This is a genomic window from Pseudodesulfovibrio piezophilus C1TLV30, assembly GCF_000341895.1.
Lineage (GTDB): Bacteria > Desulfobacterota > Desulfovibrionia > Desulfovibrionales > Desulfovibrionaceae > Pseudodesulfovibrio > Pseudodesulfovibrio piezophilus.
Genome location: NC_020409.1, coordinates 2,223,225 through 2,246,784, shown reverse-complemented (window position 1 = coordinate 2,246,784; position 23,560 = coordinate 2,223,225). Strand labels below are relative to the sequence as shown.

Below are 23,560 nucleotides of genomic sequence, written 5' to 3'. Positions count from 1 at the left end.
TTAATCATCATCCGTACCTTCGATAACAATATTTAACGCAATAGGATGGTGGTCAGAGTACCGCATCCGGAGTTCTTTGTGCCTATAGGGATTTCCAGGGAAGCTCCCATTTTCTTCGTTCCAGGTCGTTTCCATAGCGGCCACCAAGTCAATTACCTGGAAATGGTTGTTGGCCATCTCGTTGGCGCTATCTTTCACACTGTAAATGACGTGATCGTATGGCTTTGGGCCGTTAGGGTTCGTGTTGGTAGGTGTGCATGCGTCGTTCAGTGAGGCGTATCCTTTCGGTAGGATGGATTTGAGCTCGTCGCAGTCCTCAATATTCATATCCCCAAGAATGACGTAATCCCGTTCTTGACCAGTCTGATTTCCTATCCAGTTAAAGATCGACATGAATTCGTGAGCACGTCGAGCAGTTTTCTTGGCGCTTCCCCCTGGCTGCAGGTGAACCGAAATGAATACAAGGTCGCTACCACCTGCTCTAAATGGGAAAGCATAGGGGACGCGTTCATAGTCGTCATGATTTGACCTGTCCGTAGCAAGGAAGCCGTGAGGCAAATCCTCTGCCGGCATTACTCTGTCAGGCTTGTAGAAGGCCACAAACCATTCGGTTGCGGATGAGTTTTTGTGGATTTCATCACCGGTACCGGTGTCCTCTTCCGAAAGCTTAAAAGAAAAGCCGTGCATGCCCATGATGTCAAAGAACCCTTTGGCTTCTTTATCGGCTTTGAATGGCGTACCATCGGGATATTTACCCGCTATAGGCGGTGCCACGAGCTCTTGAATGAACACAAGGTCGTAGTCAGAAAGCAACTTGGCTAAAGCTTTGTTGTCCTTCTTTTTGAAGTGACCAAGAAATTGGATATTGAAGGAGACAACTTTTAATGGAGCAGCGTCTCCATACGTTCCAGAAAGAAGGAAGGCCAAAGAAAAGGCCAAGGCTAGGGCTACATTCTTAGAAGCTGTTCTCAAAATCATAGGTAAACTCCTTGACGTACCATACTGCTGTATTCACTCAAGGCCAACCTCAAAGGAAAGGGACGACCAAATAGGTGTCGTCCCTTTCCTTTGCCTACCAACGGCGATAGTGCTTGCTCAGAAGCTTAAACAGATACTGGATATCCTGATCTGCGAGTTTTCGCTCATGGTCGAAGCAAGCACGCATTTCCTTCCACGCTTTTCCTTCCAACTTCGGAGTGGGAGCGTTTGGCCAATCCGTAAACGACATGCAGTAGTTCGGATCGATATCGCCGGTTTCGTGGTCGTAGGACGGTTCCCAGAAGTCGCGCATTTCACCCCATTTCTCCTCATGGCGCTTGAAACAACGTTCGCTGTACTTATCTGCGAAGTAGCGCTCGATGAGCAGCTCACAGATGTGCATCAAGTGCAGATCGCGTTCTGCGCCCACGTAATACGGATTACGGCTCAACTCACGCTGCATGAGCACGAGCTTGTGACGGATAACGTTGAACATTCCCCAGGACGTGTAGTGTCGATCGGCCCACACAACGGGAAACCACTGGAACAGATTACGGATACCGAATTTGACCGCACGATACCATTCATCCACCAGCTCCCACGGAGCGGTGAGATAGTACGACCAACGATAGTCAGGCATGACAGACCTCCTATGGTTATAGATTACCTATAGAAATGTCATGTCGTGCCTCCTTGAGTGATGGGGTTGAAATGGTCCTGGTCGCAAAGCAATCAGGCTCTCTTCGTCTTTGTATCAATAAGTAAGCCCAATGTCATTGGTAGGGAGTTACTGGGGCAGCTTCCCTGCGAAGAACTCCCTTACGCGCTGGAGTGCTTCTGCTTCATTGACCGGCCATCCTATGGCCGTGGCCAGGTATTCTTTAGCGTGGGCAACTGCATCTGAAACGGTCAAGCCATGGGCCTTCGCTTGTTGCAGATATTCTTTAGCACGGCCTTTATCAAGAGGATGCACAGCAAAGGGAGCTGTCTGGTGAGCGAAACCACCGCCAATGAGCTTAACCCAATCGACAGATGATGCTGTAGTAGTCATGTCTATACTCCTGTTCTAAATTTGCCACCATTCATAGGGCATCGAGAGGATGCCCAGGTACGGATAGCGACGATCAAAGTCTTTAGCCACCTGTTCTGCGATCTCTACTTCCTTAGCGTGATGGCTAGGCAGGATGCACCATGTCGCAAGCCAATGGTGTTTGCTGCACAGGCCGCAGCCTCCTCGTCGAACATGGTAGGTACTGTGGTACTTCACAAAGAGGCTCAGGCGTCTGAATTCCCGGCAATCACCGTGCAAATGAGATTCACCGATCGTTTGTTCGGAAAGAGGTAGTTCCAGCCCTTCCACAAGCTTTTCAAATTCATTTCTGATAGCTTGCTTTGCTTGGATCTCGTCTTTGTTCTCGATGAGCTTTTGAATCCATCCTGGGCAGTTCAGTTCCATGGCGATATGCTTACTCATTAAAGAACTCCTCAATCATTGCTTCACTGAGTTGGTGCATGCTTAATTCTTTGAATCCCTCAAGAACTATCTCTTGATCAACGGCTCGTTGAGCACAAAGATTAGCTACCCTTTGTGCAACCGAATCCTTTAATTCACCGAGTTTCTTATGTTGTACTGGCTGTCCAGGCTTTCCTTTCCCTGCAGCCGGTATATAAGGATGACTTCCTCCCTCCTTTAATGACTTCAACATGGGGCCATATAAAGCTGAAAGTCGTATATGAGGATATTGCAGGTGTAATGAATCATAGATTCGCATCCCTGAAAGATCCAAGTCTCCCCAAAAAAACAATTTTTGATGTTCAAGTAGAGTCCTAATTTTTGGAGGATTCCCTCGGCGAACCAATGTTTTTAGATGGGGAAGATGGGTTGTGATATTTTCAAGTAAAAGAGTTCCATATCCATCATGGCTCATCGTCAAACCAAACCCATATGTACAGACGTAAGCACAGGAAGCATCACTTTGAATGGCTCTTTCAAAAGAATGTGGATTTTCAATAAGAACAACCGCTTCTGGAGAAGGTGGGCCTGCCACTATCACATATCTAGGTGACCTAGAAAAGCGTTCGACATCTAAGCCGATCGTTTTAAGTAGTGTTGGGCCAAAATCATCGAGCATCTTTGAAGATCCACAAAGAAACCTGGCGCTGGCCTCAAACAATGGGCTTCCTTCTGGTATGTCATCCTGACCTTGAATCAACACTTCAATAGATCTGATAAGCTCGACCATAAAACCATCAGATGCCCCCTTCATTTTGCCAGCAACTCGCTTGTGTGAAAGAGCTTTTTTTGCTTTGGGTGCAAGGGATGATATTGATACAGCTTGCTGCCAGGAATGCACATGCGGCTCAACGGGGAGTGGCTTTAGGTTCAAAGACATTTGGCCAAGAGGCATGCAGTTCATTGAATCCCATTCAACAGCCTCAATTTCCTTCTTGTCGAGTAACGCTTGCATCCCGATTTTGATTGAGACGGTATCAAGACCAGTTGTCCGCATTATTCGGCTTTGGAGCTTGCCGGGATTGAGCTTGGCATTTTTGCCTGCCATCTTCCGAAGGGCTTCTCTTACTATGCTTTCCTTTTTTTGCGTCATCTTGCTTCCGCCTCAACTTCAACGTTATCATCAAACGTTAAGCCAGCTTGCTCGGACTCAAGCGGCACAACTGCAGAATGCCAGACCTCAACACCTGAGGTGTGATCTACTTCCTCTCCATCCTTGTCTATGTCCAAAACTCTCACCCATTTGGAAGAGGATTTATTGGGACGTTTGATGTCCCACTTACGGGCCTCATTATAGCACGGGAACACGTCATAATTATTCACATACCCTCGGTTGTGAATGAATCCGATGAGTTGGAATGAACCAAGACACGACTTTAAGGCACTAAGGCTTTCAGAAATAAGATCATCGTCTGAAAGATTTGAAAGCATGCCATCCAGGAGAATGAAGCTGTGCTCCGCCTGGCTCTTCCTCCTGACGCGGCCACGGGGGCGTTCTTTCAAACGATCGCGATAAATGGCGTACTCGGCCAACCTGACCACCATGAGCAACTGTAGGGCCGTCTTTTGCCCGTCGCTCAGCTTGTTGTCGTCATACAGGCGCTTATTGTGGCCAGCAATTTCAGGGTGCCTGAATTTGATTGAAACATTGATAAAGAAGCCCTTGAAAAGGGTATTACGAACATCGGCCATGAATTGGCTATTATACCCTTTCTCGGCTGTCCTTTTGGCATGCTTGGGAGTGATATTACCGCTTTCCAACTCTAGTTGGAGCTTCGCGTTTTGAAGCTCTACTCTGTCCCTGATTTCTTCCAAAATTGCCATGATGGCCTCATCCGAGGCGACATCAGCTTCCAGGAAGAAGGTCGCACCTTCTTTGTACTTGTTGCAAACACGTCTCAGAAGGCGGAAAGAGTCTTTGGCCTGGGCCGACATGTTTTTCATTCTGACAAGCAGATCTCTCCAAAGATCGTCAAAGATACCTTTCTGGACATCGTAGTGTTCATCCTTCTCTTCGATTTCCCTTCGTTTTTCCTGGATGATTTTGCCGATCATGCCCGGTTGGCTTTTGGCGCTCAACAGGTCATTGGCCATGCCGGTAAGGATTTTTTCTTTATTGTTCTCAACGAACCTATCGCACGCATCTCCAAATGCGTCTTTCTTCGTTATCATCTTATTTTTGGCAGTTTTCGCACGCTCAACTTTGCGTTCTGCTTTGAACGCTTCGAGCGTCGATGCGATTGCTCTTACAAATTCAACCAGGGATTCATAATGTTCTTCATCCACAGCCTTGAAAACACTATCGACGTGCTGCCTAACTGCTTCAATTTCTGGTGAATCTTCTTTCTTGTCCAACGTTTCAATTTCACCAAGCAGGGAAGCAAATGCTTTACGTTGCTTTTGAATTTTCAAGAGTTGGAGATCATACTCCAAAGACTTATTCTTCAACTCTGCATAGGACTTATTAATCACCTCAAGACGATCTTTGATGGATTTGATCTCATCTTCGATTCCAGCACGCTCTTCCTTTAGAGACTCCAAACGCACGAGGAGATCTTCATCTTCCCTTCTTTTGGGTACATACTTTTGAGCCTGATCGTACTCATACTTGAGCAGCAACATCCAATCCGCACGCTCTTCCTTTGTTTGATCACAGCGCTTGACCAGGTCGTCTTTATCATTTCCTTCGCCACAAGCGATGAACGCCGCCAAATCGTCAAAATTGAGCTTGTCCAATCGATTGGCGACGTTTTCTTCCCTTACCTTCAACTCTGCCACACTTTCGGATATCGCAATCAGGGCATCATTGCTCTCTTCGAGAGCTCCGCTATGAGAGTCGAGGACGTCTTTCGTGTTACGGACTCCCAGCTTTGCCTCTTCATAGATAGATTCACTAAAGCCCTTTGCACGGGCAAAGTTTGTTGCAAACGAACTCTCATTTCGAAATTCTTCTTTGAACTTAAAAAGGTTATCCTTTGCAGCATCCACCCGTCCCTGGATGAGCCTCGCTTCTTTATTTATGTCGGCCTCATAGTCAACCAAACGTCCCTCGAACTCTTTCACAGTGCTCTGCAGCTTCTGTGAAGCCGTGCCCATATCCTCATGCAGATTCCCTACTGCAGACTCTATGGCCAAGGAAGAAACTTCCTCGACATCGTGAACACATGAAGCCCGACCCATTTGCAGCTCCAGGAGCCCTGCAAAATCCTTTTCGAATGAGTTGAGCCTTTGGGGGGCTTCCCCCCAATCATCACAAGCATTATCAAATACTTTGGAGACATGGATAAGACGTCTGGCTTTACCGATAACTTCCGAGAAACGTTTTGAGGCTTTCGTCTCGGCATCACTCTCCACAGCGGTCTGTGCTCGAATCAGCGCTTTCGCCAAAGGCGAGGACGGACCAATCTTGAGAGCAAATTCATTTGCGACAGATACGGCTTTACCATATGTGACGATCTTCTTTTCAAGCCTAGCCTTTAATGCCTCACGTTCATCCTTGTTGAGGATGATACCCACCATTTTGCTCTTGTGAGCAAATATGGCATCGGAAAGATTTGAAAGCTCATTGCTTCTTAGGAGCTTTTGAAAACCCTCAAGGAGGAAGACAGGGATAGGATAGTTCTCCCTTTCGAATATATTCGCAATCGCTTGAGCCTCAACCTTGCTCTTAACAACCGGCGCAAAGAGCGTTGCAGAAAGCTGCTCAAGGGCTTCTTCTTTCTGCTCAGTTGAAAGAGTCGGTTCCGCCTCAATAACTTCGAACAGCATCTGAAATTCGGTTTCCTCCTGTACCATGGCCAAGGCTTCGGCCACAACACCGGACGGTGCGCCTTGTTTTGATTTAAGTATATGTAGTTGATCCTTAAACCCTTTGACACAGGCTTCTAAGTCCTCGATACGATTCTCAGTCTTAAGCTGCCATTTATTCAGAAGGTCAAGCTCGGCTTCTGGTGTAGTCTCCTCACCGTACTTAGCTCTGAAAGCCTCAACATCTTTAAGCGCACAAAGGACTTCCTGGAGCGCACTTTCGCTGGTGCAAAGCTCCCTCTGGATGATGTCAGACTGCTCAGTGCACTTTTTAATTAAAGTATAACCCAGGCCAAGGCGCTCTTTCATGTCTTCTTTGAGATACCCCTTATCTTTTTTTGCGTCAGCAAGGACCTTCTCAAGAATCAATTCCTGCTCATTCAATCGATCGCGTATAGTCTCATAGCTTAAGCCCTGAAACACCTCTTGAATACGATCCCAAGCTTCTTTTTGATTTGAGATAACCGAAAGCGCACTCGTAGCCCCATTATAGTCAACAGCTAATTCTGTGACCTTCGAGACGAGACATCCCTTTTCAAGCTCAAGATGTTCAAATGAGGCTTCGTACAAGGCCTTTATGGAGGAAATACGTTCCAGAGTTTCGTTGAGGCTGGTTTTGATCTGAAGAGGATCTGCGTTATTGCCGTATTTATCTCTAAACAACAGCAGGCTTTTTTCATTGTCGCTTATACCACCAATCATCTGATCCAAGCGGCTGACCTCACCATCTAGCTTTTCGAACTTCTTTTGGACGCATTCGCCTGTCCGTCCTGGATCATCGAGTTGGGCTGAATAGAACTCCTCACTCTCACGCATGGCTTCCCAGGCCGCACGAGGTTTGGCCATGCTATCTCGCATGTCCTTTATCGATTGGATATCCTTATTGATTTCTTCAAACTTGTCTTTTCGGGAGTCGAGGCGTGACTTTTCTGTGTTGCCCTGTTTTTCTATGATCGCCATGGATTTTCGATGAGGGCTTGTGTCCATTTTTTTACCAAAATGAGCAAAGGCCATGGTGATTATCTGTTTCAGTTCCTCGCGGCGGTGTAACTCGTTTTGAGGTTGCACCTTAAAAACACTAGCTGGAATCGTATCGATAAAATCCAAAGAGTTGGCCAAAGAGAGATATGAACCAGAAGAGGGGCCACCCTTTTTTGCGGGAGTTTCCTCGTTAATAATTTCAACAACTTGTAGCGACTTTGCATATTCAATTTCAGTGTCGGCAAGTAAGGCAGTAGTCCTGTCTTTTTTGATTTCTAACAACTCATCAATCCCTTGAGGGCGGAGGCATGGGCCTATGCCAGGCCGTATAGCCATATTCATCAACAGTGTTTCTGCGACTTCGTCAGAATGCCCAACCCACTTGGGAACGCCAGGGAGCTCTCGGTGGCTAACAACATCAAGAGCGGCACCAATCTCAGCGACTTTCCCCAGTTTTTTGTGGTAGCTCGCTTTGGATTCTGAATACTCATGCGCCTTCTGGCCAAGCCCCACGAGTCCAGTTTGAAGTTTTTTTAAATCATCAATCCGAGTTTTCGTTTCCCCAAGTTTAATCTTAGCTTGGATCAGCTTCTGAGAACCTTGAACGACTGTGTCCTCAAAGGACTCAACGACCTCTTCGCTGTCGGCATTTCCATCCTTCTTCTCAGAATGCAATCCATCCATAAGCTCCGGAACAATCTGGCTATAAAAAAATGCTTGATCATATCGTTCCACACCCTTTGCCTGAACATCAAACAAGCTTGTGGAATGATCACCAGCTCCTTGGCGCTGGAACTTTTCAAGCATGCGCAATTGGCGTGGACGAATATGGTGTGCGACCTCCTTTCTCCACGCGGCCTCGCTTACAGAATACGCCCCCTCATCGGCACTCTCGATCATCTTCTGTACATCTTCATCCGGCAGCAAGATGTGCCTTCCGTCAACGACATTGCCTAACGGCACATCCGCAATTGTACCTTTGTACTTATAGCGAATGACGTCTCCGGTCCCCTTGTGTCCGCAAATTCCGAAGACCCAGTGTTCGCCCTGAACGCCAACTTGATCCATTGGCAGTATGGCCTGCATGGGCTCTGGGTCGGCAAACGGACGCACAAACTCAATGCGAATATGGCTCATTGTGCTGTCAGGAGGAGACATCCGCTCTTTGGTGTGCAAAACGAAGTCATTTTTCCATCCCAGACAAGCAAGGATAGCTTTCGACAAGGTCGTTTTCCCGATGCCGTTTGTCCCTTTGAATATGGACGAATACCCTCGGAACATTATGACCGAATTTATATAAAACGGTGTCCATTCATCATTTTGATCGCCATTGAGATAGTTGGCAACTTGGGCCAGAAACATTAATGACATCTTAATTCTCCGGAGTGTTGTCCTGCTCTTCAAAAAGGATGGATTCGAGGTCAGATTCGGTTATCTCGTCCTTGGGAACAAGGTAGGCGATTTCACCATCGTAATGTTCATTGACTTCAGCGGCTCCGAGGAGAGTCTGGCTATACGCGTTGTCCTCTTTGCTGAAAGCGATGCAATTCGTTTCTTTGAGGAAATCGAGCAAGTTTGAAACACGCCGATATAGCTGAGTCTCGCTTTCGCTCGTTAGAATTGTCATGATTTCAGTTTTCTGAAAATTCTCTTTTGCAAGCTCGTTAAGCCACTCTTTGATAGCTTCAAAAAGCTGTTCTTTAGTGAAAATGGCATCCACATAGCGCGAGATCTCAGAAGGATGACGACCTATCAGTGTGTAGGTGTAGCTCAGGTAGTGCAAATATATGACGAGAGTCCAAATACAGGTCTCTTTCTTTGTCTCAGGACCAATTGAAAGCCTGGCACGCGCTTCGGCCTCAGAAATCCAAGGGGGCGGATCTCCAGCCAAGGGGTCACGAACAATTGTCCATATCTGCCCACCTTCAGGTATTCCTTTGAACTCATCCCAGCCAAAAACAATGAGCTTGAAGCCATTGAACGCAAAGTAATCCATGAGGAAGGCGCGTTCCTTGTCTGTAATCTGGCGGATCTCAATACTCAGTTCTTTTTCCCCATCCTTGAATCGCTCCCCTTTGGGAATTCTGGTCCTGATTTGACGATGGGTAAACAGCCATCCTGTAAAACGACTAAACAATTCAGCATCTTGAAACACAACTTACCTCTCAGGGGTATATTGAAGGATAAGGTCTTGAAAAATATGCATGTTCTTTTGAATCTTCATTGAGAGCTGCTTTGTACCAAGGGATACGTTGAAATAGCCCTTTGAAAAGCCCATGGTCTGGGCATCAAGAAATGCTCCTTGGAGAATACCCAGGTCACTTACTTTGTCAGAATCAAGTTCTCCTGTTTGAACCAAATCAAATAAGGAGAGCTTTCCTCCAGATGCCAGCTCAAGAAATCTGTCACCGTGCTTCTTTTGGAAAATATCGGCAATGGTAAGCACCTGCTCTGCTACGCCTACATCAAATGTGGCAACAATCCTTGGCTTGACCTTTTTGATCTCGATCGGCTTGATGGCGTCCACAATGGAAGCATGTTCGGTCGTGGGACGATGGAGAAAATTGATTGCAGAGACTGCGACATTTGCGTCTTTGTTCAGCACAAAGACATCTGCAGCAGCAAGGAAGTCTGGGATTGAAAGAGTTCTCTCACCATCTTGCTGGGCACGCACGAGGATATCGCCAAGATTTCGAGAGATAGTTTCGATTAGAGAGTTAATCGTGTGTAGGTTGTTTTTGATTGTCCATTCGATGCCTTCATCTTCCGGCCTCAACTCTATCCAGTCATCAATTAAATCTTGAGTCTCGGGGCTCTGCATATTGTCCAACCCCTTTGACACAGTCTTTTGGATATTACTTACTGTCTTTGCATAGAGGTGGTTGTCATTGTAAAGGGCCTCCTTGACGAGACTGGTAGAAGGCTTTTCAAGAATGGCCCTGACTTGTAAGCTTGCCGATTTGATACTCTGCTTCATGGCAATGCAGAACTTCTCGACTTCCCCGAAATTTCCACGCCCTATTGCCCTCACAATTCGCTCTGCATCCAAGTCAAGATAAATCCAGTCGTCAGCAGCTTCAGATAAAGCCAAAGCCATTCGGCCTTTGACTGAGAGTCGTATGCGCTTGCCTGCAGGGGCACGATCAATAAGAGCTGTATTTCTTATCATGACCCCGTCGCGAACAAAGAAAACTGGGTATGTTTCTGTCAGCTTGGCGATCACGTAATGAAAGTCATCCTCTGAAAATTCAGGAAAATCCTCCCTTAGATCTCTCACGACAACACTCAGAAGAGTATAGGTGCCGGGTGCTTCCTCCTCTGTCGCATCCAGGTACTCCAGGACAGCGGTTCCAGCGTCAAAGAACATTCCTGCAACAGGATTGTCAGTGGACTCCTTACGTCCTCCCTTAACGACTTGAGCTGCTAAGTTCTCTGGAGTTTTTGGAGTGTCGTACAGGTCGACAAGCCGCATGACTGCGACCATTACATCGTTCCAAGCCATCATTAACCCCTAAAACAAACTATGACTATGTTGACTTTTATTAAACACTGTGAGAATGTCTTCTTGTAGTTGATTTAATGAAACCGTTTGAATTTCTAACACACCACTTTTATGACAGTCAAGCATAGCAGTAAATATATGCGTCTTGCATTTTTTGAAGCAAGGCTTTTTTGGCTCGGAAGAGCCAGCAGAAAGGATATGGCCGATTATCTGGGTATCTCTCTAGAACGCGCTTCTGCAGCAATCAGAGAGTACGTCAAGCTTGCGCCTGACAACGCCCACTATGACCCGTCTGATAAAGTTTACAAACCTACTAAGAATTTCAAGCCGATGATCATCAATCCGACGCCGGATCAGGTGTTGGGACATCTTCTGCTTGAAGACGGATTTCTGTCTCCAATGCCTGAAATGATGCGGTTGCCTGTTCCCAAAAGGGCAATTCCGACAGACATCCTCAGAACATTGCTTTCAACCATGGCGGATGATCAGTCTATCGATATCCTGTATCGCTCCATGTCCAGCCCTGAGCCGACCTGGAGGCGTATAACGCCACATGCTTTTGGCCATGACGGGTTCCGTTGGCACGTTCGCGCATATTGTTCTCTGCGTGGAGAGTTCAGGGATTTCGTCCTTGGACGAATCGTAGAAACAGGTGATCGGGGTTACTCGAAGATCGAAGGTCAGACAGATGAGGAATGGGATGAAATTCTTTTTGTCCGGATAGGGTCTCATCCTGATTTGAATGAAAACCAGAGAACTGCCATCGAAATGGATTATGGAATGGAAGACGGAGAAACCGTCTTTGAGGTCCGAAGATCCATGCTCTTTTACGTATTAAAGCAGCTCGGCCTGCACCGGACTGAAGAAGAGCAGAAGAAGATGGAGATACCAGCCTATGAGCAACAGGTTGTGCTGCTCAATACGGGGCTGCTAAAGTTGATCAGGCCAGATCTAGTCTAGTCGAAGCTCTTTGATATCCAACGCACGGCAGCATTGTAGCACCCAAAAGAAGCTGAACGTGCCGCGATGAAGTTTGCCTTTGATGCCCTGGACAGTTTCTTCAACACCGATAACAGCGAGGCGAGAAACAAGTTCATCATAGATGACACCGCTTCTGGCCAGCATATGATAATTCGACGGGAATCGTCCTGTGACTTAAGAACTTTATTATTCAGCCACACTAGCCTGATCCGACACTCTCAATGAAGGAGGCTGGTCACAGTGATCTCAAACAGTTCAGCAAACAACCGCCTGAAAACAAAAGTTTTCATTCGTCACACATCGAACCTAAGCCATATGCATAACGTGCAGCATGGACTAAATTCCAATTAGTTACACATGGCAAAAAAGAAGAAGCGGACACATAACGGACACGAAAACCGTCCAGGCAGAATTCCCACTAGCAGCAATGAAGAGTGCAGTCCTCGACGCGCTTACACCCTTGAGTACCTATAAACGCCCTTAACATTGGCATTAAAGTATCTGCCAACTGAATCCGCATCACGTAATTCTTCAAAAACATGCTCAGGCACATCAAAATACTGGTATATAGAACCATTATTGAACTCTACCTGCATAGTGGAACTATCCTCATCGTACCCTACTGCCGCAAGATTTGAAGACTCTACATTTTCCATTTCCATGATGATCTCCTTCTATTTAACTTTGTCAATTCTTGGATTTTGGGCTCTCCAAGCTTCTACTAATTCGTCATAGCGAGGAGCAGCTTCCATTTTGATTCCCCAGCCACCTGGGTTTTGAGACTCCTCCATGGGGACCTCATCATAAACGACAGGATCTTGGCTATCTGGCCTTCGGTTTTTTGGGGGGGCTTCAATTGTTGTCCTCATAGGCAACTTAACAGCTTCACCCAGTATTATCGCTTCACCTGTTCTCAATATTGGCAGCATCCCTGTTAGCCCATCTAAATTATCTGATAGCGTAGAAGTGATGTGACTTCTATCAGAAGCATTTGATAGCCGGAGGGCAAAAAAAGTTCCGCACTGTGACAATATGGTTGAGTTAATTTCCGAAGGGCGTTGACTAACAATCATCGCTCCAATTCCATATTTTCGCCCTTCTTTCACAATACGCTGTACGACTTTTGAAGCCATTCCTTTTGAGTTGCCATTCAAATAAATGTGAGCTTCTTCCATCACGACTAATAGAGGCCGATGCCTTCCCCCCTGAGACAAGTCTCTAGCCCAGAATAAGGCTTCATATAGTAACCGGAGGAGTGCACCTATAGTTGTTTGCAAAATGTCGGCAGGCACACCAGACAGATCTAGAATAGTTACAGGTCTATCGCTGCCAATCCAATTCATCAAAAGAGTATCCAAATCTTGTACTACGTCACCTTCAGCATTGGGGGTCCAGTCGTCTGGCTTGAAGAGGAAGTTATATCGTGGGATTCTCAACTTGGTCCCAAGTAGCAAAAGCTGTTTCCCAATATTTAAATTACCAGGCAAATAATTAACTTTTACTTCACCTGCCCCAGTAGCAATATTTTTAAAGATTGGAGGAATCCCCTCGGAAGGATTCCCTTTCAATTCAACCCCATTTTCATCTGTTTCGTATGCTAATTTTTCTATCGGCTTACCATCGCCTTCTCGATAGTATGTTCCAAACTGCTCAACAAACAGTTCATACCATAAGTTGTGCAGACTAAACGGGACAGGCGAATCAACACTAAGAGTATCGGCAGACACTCCTTTTCGCGGATGCTTCGTTAAGGACTCAAGTTTATACTTATGGACGCGCTCCATAACGATATTCCGATCCTTTTCATTGTTAAACTCACCGAAACTGATCTCACACAATTCGTCAAAATTAAGTGCCCAAAATGGCACTTGAAGTTCATTCTCTTCCAACCTTGGAGATGTTTCTTTGTTGATTTTATAAATTTGAGCTTTATCCTGAAGCGCTTGGCCATATTCTCCGTGAAGATCTAACATTATTATCCTAGATGATGGATATTTCTCACGGTCAGACAAAGCATTAATAATACTTGCTACAGTCGTAGATTTTCCAGAGCCAGTTGTTCCGGTTACAGCAGAGTGCCTACTGATAAGTTTATTGACATCAATCAATGCTGGAATTGAGTCTGCATTTGAAATATGCCCCACTTTTACAAAATATGGCTTGTCTGGTTGCCCATATATATTTTGCAGTTCATTTTCTGAGACTAAATGGACCTCATCACCAATAGTCGGATACTGAGATAGACCTCGCTGAAAGACCCCATTCCTGGGTCCTTCACCTATAAGTTGAATCGTCATCCACCTATTTCCATGATTTTGAGATTCCAATTGATTCTCTGGGACCGCACTTGCTCCAACCTGACTGACGATTCCAAACAAATCGTTAAAACCTATAGGAATTCGAACAAAGCTGCCTACTTGACTAACCCGATACCCTTGTCCGTCAATGTACACAAACCCAGTCAACGACTCCTTTGACAAAGAGATGCTAACCGTTGTTCCATTCACATCCTGCACATCGCCAAGATAAGTTTCCTTATTTGACATTTTGGCCCCCCGCAGGAGTACCTATTATCCGCTGTAAGAAAGAAGTGAAGACCGCGAAATCCCCAAGTCTCACTTGATACTCTATCCCTTCATCAGTTGCACTTTCTTCGCGGTGAACAAACTCTAGGATTTCATCGTCCTCGTCGTCCTGACCTCGGATCCCACCCCAATCACCATAATTGGTTCCAATAATAGCTTTATCGAATGTCCAGATATTCAAATTGTGTTGGTTTTTTGCCAATCGATATGCCTCTGGATATCTTTCAACACTATCCCCGGCATCTGGTGAAGATTCCATCTCGTACCTGTCAAACATCAATCCAAGTACCATTGCTGTTGGATTTGCTTTTAATGCATTTATGATTGTGTCGTTCAAATGACCGTCATTAAAGGAATAGCCTGAAAGAACTAAGAATGAAGATTTCTTCCGTATAAACCTGTTCAATTGGTCTATCAGTGCCAAATATGGCATCTTGCGACTTTCCTCATATTTTAAATGAGATGGGTAGATCAAATGCGAAGCGTTTTCCTTGATTTCCGAAGATCGATATACTTTTTTCTGACCTTCAAACTCTTCCTGATACCAGTTAATTGAGCCGTGAATTTTCCAAAGTCTAGACCAATGGGTAGGAATCAAAGCGTCCTCAACAGCCCTAAGGTCGAAAAAGGACCGCCTTGCTCCGACAAAACCATCAAAGTACGGAATCTCCAACGCTTCTAAGGTCTGCTCCATCAACAGATCATAGTTTGTGGTAAACAACTCGACTGCGATCTTTCGGTCAATTGATCTTATCCACTTACAAAGGCGATGATATGAGGTCTCTTTTGTGGGTATATCCACGTTAAGTTTTTTAACAATTTCTGCACAAATATCCCGTTCCAAAGACAACAAATCACTTTCACTCAATCCGCGGACCTTACCGCCTTTAGAAACGAGCAGCAGACTTCGAACAAAGCTTAATATATCTTCAATATTATTTGTGTTTTTCTCTGCTTTTACTAACTCATTAGTAAGGACGATATATTTCTCATTCGCCTTCAATTGCTCATTAACAAATGCTGTTAGCCTTTCAACATCTGGTATTATCGGCCATTCATCAGCTGGCATTTCTACAGATAGGGGGCAGCCAGCAGAGATGAAAAAACCTATAGATTCATTGTCTTGTGCCAAAGATTGCCGTAAATATTTTAAATGCCTAATAGGATCATGAGAGTTATTCATCACTTGCTCCGATATTGTTAATGGCTTGATATCAGCCAAATAGAACTATGAACCAACTACTATCGTTTTCATCTTATTGATTTTTTTTAAAAGCTCAGATTTCGCTTAATAGCTTTAGCAAATGATTCGTTGGTATCAATAGATCACAACCCACTTCTCCAACACCACGATCGGTCGCAAGCGTATCAAAAACAATTCTAAGTTCAATACAATTTATCTGATAGAGGTTGGTCTAAAAAACTGGCCCTATTTCTTCGTGAGGATTAAGGTGGTTGGTGCTGTTTTCACAGTGAGGCAAAAAGCCTGTTGCGAATATCCTCAGGAAGCCAATAGTTATGTCCTTTGAACTGAAACGCCAATCCGCCAGACGGATCGGACTTCACAATGTGAAGGTGGGTTTGGCCAATGATGAGTGGTAAGTCGTGAAAATAGGCCAAAGCGACTCCAAGTAATCGCTTCTTGTACTTAAGGCTGTCGTTATGCTCTGCAAGTAATAGTATTAACTCTTCTTTGAGTCTTTTACGCCTTGCGATGGAGGCTCTTTTTGTCGGCGATGGGAGGCGGAGATTTTGTCCAAAGGCTTCGTTTAGGAAGCCGACAAACTTCGAAAGAGCGTTTCGTTGGCCCGGCACTCTATGCAAAAGAGAAAGTATGTCTGATTGATTCGGTATAATTCGATTGTGCCTATTCGCTTCAGACAAGAGTTGTTTCGCTGGTTGCAGTGCCAGTCGCACTGAGCGAAGGGAGATTGCCGATTGATTATAACTCTGATTTAGGATGTCGTGGTACTCGAGTAGAACCTTTTTCACTTTGCCTTCACTGAGTGAATCAAGGATGTTATGAATGAGTCGCTTTTCTGTTGCTTCAGCCTTCAACGAGAGGTCGATTTGAATCAAGTCGCTCTCCACCATCCACTTCATCGGTAATAGCTGTCGGCGAAGGTGAGATACATCATAAGCCGTAAGCAGTGACGAATACTCAGGTATTGATTGCCATCTTGATTCGATGTCTTTGAAGAATGGAAGGTAGCGGTGAATGGTCAAGCTTGCCTTTTTGTAGCCAGAATGGCCTCCAAGCCATTTCCCAAAAGTCTCGAAGTGTTCAGCCATTATTTGAGAGTTGAATGCCGCATAGTCCAGTTTTAAACGTTTATAGAGAGTTCCCAGCCAGTAACAGGGCTCACATTTGTCCTTTCTCCCTGCAGGCATTAGCTGCCCACATTTCGGGCAAGGAATCTTTCCGGTTTCGAGGCATGCTTTGCATAAAAAAACACCCAAAGGCGATTCGTAAAGACGCCGATGTCTTCTGCACGATCTGCAAGTGCCGCGGTCATGGTTTGAACATTGTGGGCATACCTGTTCAGTGATTCCAAGCCTAAAAGCCCGAGAGAGCCTCCTGGAGAGTTTGCCGCACCTCGGGCAGGCTCGTGGCTTGCGGAAGTACACAGAGCAGGCATTGCAGACCGGCCCATACCGAGTAACCTTTCCTGTTCTGTATTCATTTTTTCCACACCGTATACACGGCTTTGTGACTTCGCACTTGCGGCATATCGCGGAGGTGTCATCAAGAGGTAGCCGAGCGGATTCACCGCATTTAGGGCAAAGTCGCTTTACAAAGTAGCGTGCATAACATCTTGAGCAGTACCCTTCCCCTTTGTAGCGCCTCGTGAGGGTGTGGACAGATTTGCCACAGATGTCGCATCTAGAGGTGCCCTTCATCCCTTTTGCTCCTTAACTAAGCGCATGATGTGCTTCATTCGCTTTTCGACAAGGTGACGAGGGGTAGGCTTTGGAGGGTAAGATTTTATTGAGCGTTTCCGGTTGCGCAGTAGTGGGTTGTCCGGAAGCCTTTCAAAAATGGGATTGAGAATCCTGGGCAACGCAACACCTTTAGGACACAAGCTTTGTCTACTTGCTTTTGCTTTCAACATGGCTTCTTGAAAAAACTTGGGCCCCTTTTTCATCATGATAGCAACTCCTTTAAATAGCAGCTGTCGGTCATGGATACGCAGTGTCTCAATTCGATCCCTTGGAGGAGCGCAATTGTGGATATCAGTAAGGTTAAAAATGGTTGCCAGTTGTTTGTGGGCATTGGTGGCTGCAACCGTGAATCTTCTAGTCAGTAGTGAAAAGAAATAAGCTAGCTCAAACCATTCTGCTACGCTCAGAGCATGATTTCCAAAGAGGCCGCATCCATTTGTCACAACGCCGTCAGCTACAATTTGGAGGGCAAGGAGATTGGGGTGAGCATCATGGCTTTTCGCTTTTCTTAGATCCACTCCACACTTTGGACAGAGCGTAATTAATCTACTTTCTGCTTTTAGCTGGTGGGGCTGAATAGGGAGATGACACGCGGGACACCTGTCTAACAAGGAGTGTCCGTGTTTTGAGCAGACGGTGTGCCATCCAAACCTCCACTGGATACGGAAAAAGGGCTTATGGTCTTCTTTGAGGCATCGTGGACAGTATTGCTGCCCACTACGTCTACTGCTACCTCGTGCGCCAATGGCGAGAATCCATGGCCAGACAGAGTTGGGTGACAGAGGGGCGGTGATTGATGAAGCTACTGAGTGGAGGGTCGTGAGCTGTAATCTGGCTATTGGAATTCCAGAAAGACGAGACAATGGTGCGAGCCTTTCGAGCGGGGGCCCTCGATCAATGTCTGTTGTCCAGACACGCCATCTAGGCCAAATATCCCATGTCAGAGTCATGGGGTCACAGCCGTTAATAAGGGCGCTTCGTACTAGCCATGAAGAAAAGATTTCATCTGGCTGTATATCGGTCGAAGCCACCCATACGGGATTTACCCTGACAGCTCCCTTATGCCACGAGTAGGTCGTACCCATGTTTTGCCTTCAATAATTGGTTTATCAATTTGCTCTTTGCCGCTTTTGATAGCTTCAGTTGCGCATTCGACCAGAAGGCGGTGCAGGTTCCCTAAGTTCCCGCCAGAAATTGAGTGGAGGGACTGTGCGAGTTCAGGTGTGTGAAGGGTGGATGGTTTTTTCAATGGCAGTATTTTCTCAAAGTCAGTCAAAAGCGTCTGAAATTCTTTGTTTGTTTCCCATAGAGGGAGTGCCAACACGTCAAAACGACTGGCATGTTGTGGGTCTGTGTGAAGTACAGTAACAGCCTCTCGCGTCCCAACCCCCACAACAGGAATCGAAAGCTCGTTGCACAGGAGTTTAATTGCGTTCATAACCTCTCGTTGTTTGATAGGAGTGCCAGTGAGTAAGGAGTGAAATTCATCAATGATCAAAAGACTTACATGACATTCGCGGAACAAGTGGACGACCTGATAACGAAGCTTGGAGGCAGGGTCCGTTGGACGATACGGAGTGAAGAAGCGTTCAAGAATTGAAATGTAAAGGCTCTTCTCATCTGCGGTTGGTGGAGCTTCAGCAAGGATAATGGGTTTAACGGGATCATTGTCTTCGTTGACGTAGCCCTCCCCGCAGAGTTGTTTGAATCGTCTTACGATGGTTGTTTTTCCATTGTTCGGATCACCGACAAGAAGAAGATTGGGCATTCTTGGTCGTTTAGGCTTGTGTAAAAGGCCTTGCAGTGTATCGAGTACTTTTTGGGCTGCCCCATAACCAACCCATCGAGGTAGGTCCATGAATGCAATCCTCTCTTCAGCAGATAAGCCAAGAATGTGCCGAAAGTCTGGATGAATATGTTGTGTGTTTTGTTGAATGCTATTGGTCATCAGGCAATATCTCCAAACCCATCGATGTCGCCATCAACGAAGCTATTATTCGTTTTTGATTTGCTCGGCTTACTGGCCGTTTTTTTGAATGGCGTTGCAGGAGTAATCTTTTTTTCGTGTTCTTTTCGACGTTGGGCTTGACGGCGTGCTTTTTTGGTTTTTTCTTTCGAGACCTCAACCATTTCACGGAGTTCGTTAACCGCGTCTAGCAGGCGATGTTCGTTGACGCTCTTTTCTCCTTCAGCTTTGAGTTTTTTTTGAGCCTGTTGGTACTCGTAAAAACTCATTGGCGGTAGGGAAAGATTAGCAAAGGGGATTCTGAAGTATTGCTTAAGGTCTGGGTCATAGAACCAAACATTGCTGATATCTCTCGGATCACGACGGAAGACGAATTTACGTTTAGTCTTTTTCTTGGGGTCCTTGTAGTTAATCCAAGGTCTTAAGGATTCGGAATAATATTTCAACCCGTCAATAGTTACTCCAAAAGTCTGGATTGTCCTTTTGAAAGAGGGAAGAAAGTCAAGTTGGATAGAAAGCCTGTCCGACGGGCGAGGACGCATTCCTATTCCTGTCTCTTCAGCGTTCCCAAAGATTCCGATTTCCCATTTTCGACTAGGTGACATGCCGATGCCATTGTGCATTTTTTGATGATAATACTTACAGATGAGCACAACCAACCACTTTTCGAGTTCTGACTTGGTCATGGCGGCGTGCTTTTCGGAGTCGTATTCGGCCTTGTGGTGAACAGACGAAAAAGTGGTACCTGGGAGGCCGTGAACATGCTTCATGAAAGTGCCTAACAACCGCTCAATATGGGCACCATACCTGGGGACTTTAACTGGTCGGTAGTCGAGATTAATCGAGTGCATCGCACAAGACTTTTTGAAATTGTCCGATTTGAAATCAGGACCATTGTCAACGTGAATAGTACGGGGTTTGCCCCAGACGGGCCAATCAGCATCGACGCCGTGAAGTGTTAGCCACTCTTCTTTAGGGAGCATCGAGTGGGCAACGCACATGGCCACAGAGGTCCCTGAAGGACTATCAAGCGAAAGGTGATAGCCCGTTACCATTCGAGAATAGACATCAATTGCAAGGGTGAGCCACACACGGTCGATGGGTCTTCTAAATTCGTCATCGACAATGTTAAGATCCACTGGAGTGTGATCAATTTGAACGACAGCCAAAGGGTAGTCTGCGTGAGGGAAGGTGCCAGGAGTTGGAATAAATTTGTTTTTGGCTTTTTCTCTGTACCCACGTCCTCGTAATCGTTCTTTTTCTGTGATCTTTGAAATTCTTGAACGGATGGTGGATGCACTTGGAGCGTTTACTCCAACTTCTCGACATCGACGGCGGACTTCGACGACGGTTTCTTGTGCAGATGGCCTCTGAGGGGTCAGGTAAAAGTCTTTGATGGTCTGTTGGACTACTTCCTCTGCAGCAACAGAGATACGCCCATTACCCTCTTTCCAGCCGCGTCGCCTTGGGATTAAGGCTGAAATAACGCCAAAGCTTTGAAAAGCTCCCAGCCAACGATAAAGCGTCGACGGGTGAACTCCAATCTCTTTAGCTCGTTGAGTTACTCTTTTCCTTCCAGGAGAATCAAACTCAACGATGGGCTTAATTGCCTCGTATCGTTTTTCAGCGATCTTCCAGTCGTCAGATGTTATCTCGTCAATATCTTGGTCAACAGAAATTTGGGTTTCTTGGTCATCGAGAGCTCGCAATTCTCCTATTCGAAGAGGTACACTTCGTCCGCTGTGCACTTCAACGCCAATAACGGATCCAAAATCGAGTATTTCAGAGAGGCGGTATACCTGATCACCACAAGACACTAAGTTGCCAACTCTAAGATCAACCGGAGTTCGTTTAGGCTCGTAGGCTTTTTTCGTTTGGTACTCTGCAATATGTTTAGTCATGTGCGGGCACCCATAGTTCGGTTTGTTCGTTTAAAGGGAGAGACATGTCACAGTCCAGCTTGCGAGTTGCCAATAGGTGCCAAATGTGGCTGAGGCCTTCCGCTTTGTAATTACCCATAAAATGCCGTGCCAAAATGCGATTAACAGGAACGGCACCCTTTGCTTGGACGTTTTGTAAAACCCAGGCTGATTCTTCTGGCGAAAAATTCATCTGACCATAGCGCTCTAAGAAGCGGACATTCTGATAAACTTGGTCCCTAACCCGTGACTCATCGTGGATGTGAAAAATCCATCCTCTCTCTTTGGAGTATCGGTAGGCGGCCTTCCATTTGGTTAGCCATTTATGACGGTTTGTCCGCCAATGATTTTCTGGCTTTACCTCGATAAGTTGTGGACGAATGTGGTGTCCATAGTGTGAGTTGCCCATCCTGTAATAAACGAGGAAGTCTGGAGTGTAGATGTGTGTTTGGCCATTTCGGTCTGTAAAAGGAATTTCACATGGTTGAGGGATTACGTCGAGCACAGAAAGATTGAACTCAAGTCGAATAAGAAAGTCGCGTTCAAGCGAAGACTCAAACTGTACAGAAGACTCTCCTCTGAATACATACACGCCCGAAATACTTCTTCGAGTGGATTTAATCTTACGGACTTGGCGCGGTTGTTCGTCGCATTTATTATAAGTCACATCTAGCTCCGTCGTGCTTAATTGTAGATTTCTGTCGCATTTATTTCAAGAGATCTTTCCGTAAAGAGAGGTTTTCTAGGGGGTGTTGTCGCATCTATTGCAACATATTACAGGGGGCGATACCCTCAGCCAGGCGAGACATCGCTGGCTCATCGGGGAGTCTTATTTCTCGATGAAATGCCGGAGTTCAAGAAACAGGTTCTGGAAGTGCTTCGGCAGCCTTTGGAAGATGGTGAAGTTTCGATTTCTCGCTCACTGATTACCCTGAAATATCCTGCTGATGTGATGTTGGTGGCTGCCATGAATCCGTGTCCGTGCGGGTACCTGTCAGATGAAACTCATATCTGTACGTGTTCGCCGTTAGCCGTACAGCGCTATCGGAGCAGACTTTCCGGGCCGTTGCTCGACAGGATTGATTTGCATGTGGATGTTCCGGCTGTACCGTATGAGGAGCTCAAGAAGACCCGAAGTGATGTGGATTCGGCAACCATGCGCGCCCGTATTCTCGATGCCCGGGAAATGCAGTCGACCCGGTACGCAGACGAACGGATAACACTGAATGCCGAATTGACCGGATCTGCTCTGGAGAAACATTGCGTTTTGAAAGAGGAAGGGCATGATTTCCTGAAACAGGCCGTGGAAACCTTGGGACTTTCCGCTCGAGCCTATACTCGTGTCTTAAGGATCGCCCGGACTATCGCAGACCTTGAAAAGACAGCCTCTCTCTCTGTCGATCACCTGGCGGAGGCCATCAATTATCGAACCATGGATCGACAAGGGAATGTTTGATCTCCTGGCGTCAGGGGTGCTATAACAGAAATATGGTTTTTATAAGGTTCTATTTCTTTTTTGTTATCTCTGCTTTTGCACTCCTTTTTTCAACGGCCAGTGCCGGTGAAATCAGAGCAGTCATTTCCACCAGCCCGGCCTGGGAAAGCTTTACAAATCGGGATGGAACCGGATTGTATCATGAAATTCTGCGGGAAGTTTTCAACCTGTATGATGTCCCGGTACGCCATATTTATTCAAAGTCCATTCGTTCCATAGCACTGCTTGAATCCGGTCAGGCCGATGTGATGACCTGTTCCGGGACCGAAACACCGGCTTTGGTAACAGCCCGTTATCCTTTGTATCAGAGTATGTTTTACGTTTTTTTCAAGAAAAAACGAATCGGAACATGGCATGGTCTGGAGACCCTGTGGGGAAAGGAGATTTTGAGTCAGGCCACGTATTATACTGAAAAGGATTTTCCGGTCCCCGTGCGCATCAAGATGGTCATTGATGGGATTCAGGCTCTGGGTATGATTCTCATGGATCGTTCGGATTTCTATGTGGATGACATGATCCTGATCAAGCAGTCCATGGCCGGGACCATGATTCCGTTTGCCATGAATGACTATGCCATAGAACCGGCCGGGACTCGTTCCTATTATCCTTTGTTCAGCAATTCCGATCGAGGCAGAACCCTCTGTTCGATGTTTGAGGAGGGACTGCTGCGGCTTCACCGGACTGGGAAACTCAAACCGATCTTTGATCGGTGGTTTCGGGAATATCCCGACTATGATGGCTTGAGCGGCTCGGTTCACTCTGGGCATTGACGCCGTGTGGGGCTGGTATTCTGGACAATCCATGGTGGCGAGTGTATTTCATGGCACTGACGTGGCATTGCTCCGAGAGTTTTTCCCTTTGATGTCGGCATCTGGGAAGATGTGAGGAGC

Annotated in this window: 20 protein-coding genes and 2 pseudogenes; 3 read left to right on the top strand and 19 right to left on the bottom strand. The window is 46.2% G+C overall.

Going from position 1 to position 23,560, the window contains the following annotated elements; all coding sequences use genetic code 11:
- The 8 genes from BN4_RS10625 to BN4_RS10590 form a co-directional block, all read right to left on the bottom strand.
- Window positions 1–978: an endonuclease/exonuclease/phosphatase family protein gene (locus BN4_RS10625; protein WP_015415391.1), complete on the bottom strand. Its 978-nt coding sequence runs from the start codon at window positions 976–978 to the stop codon at window positions 1–3.
- Window positions 979–1,072: 94 nt separating this feature from the next.
- Window positions 1,073–1,618, bottom strand: coding sequence for a hypothetical protein (locus BN4_RS10620; protein WP_015415390.1), 546 nt, complete (start codon window positions 1,616–1,618; stop codon window positions 1,073–1,075).
- A 147-nt stretch (window positions 1,619–1,765) separates the two neighbouring features.
- Window positions 1,766–2,029, bottom strand: a complete 264-nt coding sequence (locus BN4_RS10615; protein ID WP_015415389.1) for a hypothetical protein — start codon at window positions 2,027–2,029, stop codon at window positions 1,766–1,768.
- 15 nt (window positions 2,030–2,044) lie between these two features.
- Window positions 2,045–2,452, bottom strand: a complete 408-nt coding sequence (locus BN4_RS10610) for a hypothetical protein (protein WP_015415388.1) — start codon at window positions 2,450–2,452, stop codon at window positions 2,045–2,047.
- Window positions 2,445–3,584, bottom strand: a complete 1,140-nt coding sequence (locus BN4_RS10605; protein WP_015415387.1) for a DUF2220 family protein — start codon at window positions 3,582–3,584, stop codon at window positions 2,445–2,447. Before BN4_RS10605 ends, BN4_RS10610 begins: the two co-directional genes overlap by 8 nt.
- Window positions 3,581–8,650 carry a coiled-coil domain-containing protein gene (locus BN4_RS10600; protein ID WP_015415386.1) on the bottom strand — a complete coding sequence of 1,690 codons (5,070 nt, stop codon included), beginning with the start codon at window positions 8,648–8,650 and terminating at the stop codon, window positions 3,581–3,583. The genes BN4_RS10605 and BN4_RS10600 overlap by 4 nt, the downstream gene beginning before the upstream one ends.
- 1 nt (window position 8,651) lies before the next feature.
- Entirely contained in the window at window positions 8,652–9,434 is a 783-nt protein-coding gene (locus BN4_RS10595) for a hypothetical protein (RefSeq protein ID WP_015415385.1), read from the bottom strand.
- Between the two features lie 3 nt (window positions 9,435–9,437).
- A complete protein-coding gene (locus BN4_RS10590) occupies window positions 9,438–10,781 on the bottom strand; it encodes a hypothetical protein (protein WP_157871560.1) in 1,344 nt (447 codons plus the stop codon).
- 198 nt (window positions 10,782–10,979) lie between these two features.
- Here BN4_RS10590 and BN4_RS10585 point away from each other — a divergent pair, with 198 nt between their 5' ends.
- Entirely contained in the window at window positions 10,980–11,741 is a 762-nt protein-coding gene (locus BN4_RS10585) for a WYL domain-containing protein (protein ID WP_231856530.1), read from the top strand.
- On the opposite strand, the gene BN4_RS17740 is transcribed toward BN4_RS10585, so the two are convergent.
- From BN4_RS17740 to BN4_RS10545, 11 genes and pseudogenes are all read right to left on the bottom strand, one after another.
- Entirely contained in the window at window positions 11,733–11,906 is a 174-nt protein-coding gene (locus BN4_RS17740; protein WP_157871352.1) for a DUF6471 domain-containing protein, read from the bottom strand. The genes BN4_RS10585 and BN4_RS17740 overlap by 9 nt on opposite strands.
- A gap of 308 nt (window positions 11,907–12,214) precedes the next feature.
- The gene (locus BN4_RS10580) at window positions 12,215–12,424 is read right to left on the bottom strand and encodes a KTSC domain-containing protein (RefSeq protein ID WP_015415382.1); all 210 of its coding nucleotides are present in this window, start codon (window positions 12,422–12,424) and stop codon (window positions 12,215–12,217) included.
- 12 nt (window positions 12,425–12,436) lie between these two features.
- On the bottom strand, window positions 12,437–14,308 hold the full coding sequence (locus BN4_RS10575) for an ATP-binding protein (RefSeq protein ID WP_015415381.1): 1,872 nt from the start codon (window positions 14,306–14,308) through the stop codon (window positions 12,437–12,439).
- Entirely contained in the window at window positions 14,298–15,530 is a 1,233-nt protein-coding gene (locus BN4_RS10570; protein WP_015415380.1) for an SIR2 family protein, read from the bottom strand. Before BN4_RS10570 ends, BN4_RS10575 begins: the two co-directional genes overlap by 11 nt.
- 284 nt (window positions 15,531–15,814) lie before the next feature.
- Complete coding sequence (locus tag BN4_RS17210) at window positions 15,815–16,639, bottom strand: hypothetical protein (RefSeq protein ID WP_157871350.1); 825 nt, start codon at window positions 16,637–16,639, stop codon at window positions 15,815–15,817.
- A 98-nt stretch (window positions 16,640–16,737) separates the two neighbouring features.
- Window positions 16,738–17,031: a hypothetical protein gene (locus BN4_RS17205; RefSeq protein WP_015415379.1), complete on the bottom strand. Its 294-nt coding sequence runs from the start codon at window positions 17,029–17,031 to the stop codon at window positions 16,738–16,740.
- A gap of 213 nt (window positions 17,032–17,244) precedes the next feature.
- On the bottom strand, window positions 17,245–17,808 hold the full coding sequence (locus BN4_RS18150; protein ID WP_041720302.1) for a hypothetical protein: 564 nt from the start codon (window positions 17,806–17,808) through the stop codon (window positions 17,245–17,247).
- A gap of 102 nt (window positions 17,809–17,910) precedes the next feature.
- Window positions 17,911–18,375 (bottom strand): annotated as a pseudogene (locus BN4_RS18345) (TniQ family protein); the annotation flags it as partial.
- Window positions 18,333–19,238 carry a TniB family NTP-binding protein gene (locus BN4_RS10555; protein ID WP_041720301.1) on the bottom strand — a complete coding sequence of 302 codons (906 nt, stop codon included), beginning with the start codon at window positions 19,236–19,238 and terminating at the stop codon, window positions 18,333–18,335. The pseudogene BN4_RS18345 and the gene BN4_RS10555, both read right to left, overlap by 43 nt.
- Window positions 19,238–21,157, bottom strand: coding sequence for a Mu transposase C-terminal domain-containing protein (locus tag BN4_RS10550; RefSeq protein WP_015415376.1), 1,920 nt, complete (start codon window positions 21,155–21,157; stop codon window positions 19,238–19,240). Before BN4_RS10550 ends, BN4_RS10555 begins: the two co-directional genes overlap by 1 nt.
- Entirely contained in the window at window positions 21,150–21,842 is a 693-nt protein-coding gene (locus BN4_RS10545) for a heteromeric transposase endonuclease subunit TnsA (protein WP_041720299.1), read from the bottom strand. The genes BN4_RS10550 and BN4_RS10545 overlap by 8 nt, the downstream gene beginning before the upstream one ends.
- A gap of 114 nt (window positions 21,843–21,956) precedes the next feature.
- Here BN4_RS10545 and BN4_RS10540 point away from each other — a divergent pair.
- Together BN4_RS10540 and BN4_RS10535 are read left to right on the top strand one after the other, a co-directional pair.
- A pseudogene (locus BN4_RS10540) lies at window positions 21,957–22,631 on the top strand (ATP-binding protein); the annotation flags it as partial.
- Between the two features lie 32 nt (window positions 22,632–22,663).
- Window positions 22,664–23,440, top strand: coding sequence for a substrate-binding periplasmic protein (locus BN4_RS10535; protein WP_041720298.1), 777 nt, complete (start codon window positions 22,664–22,666; stop codon window positions 23,438–23,440).
- Window positions 23,441–23,560: the final 120 nt, after the last annotated feature.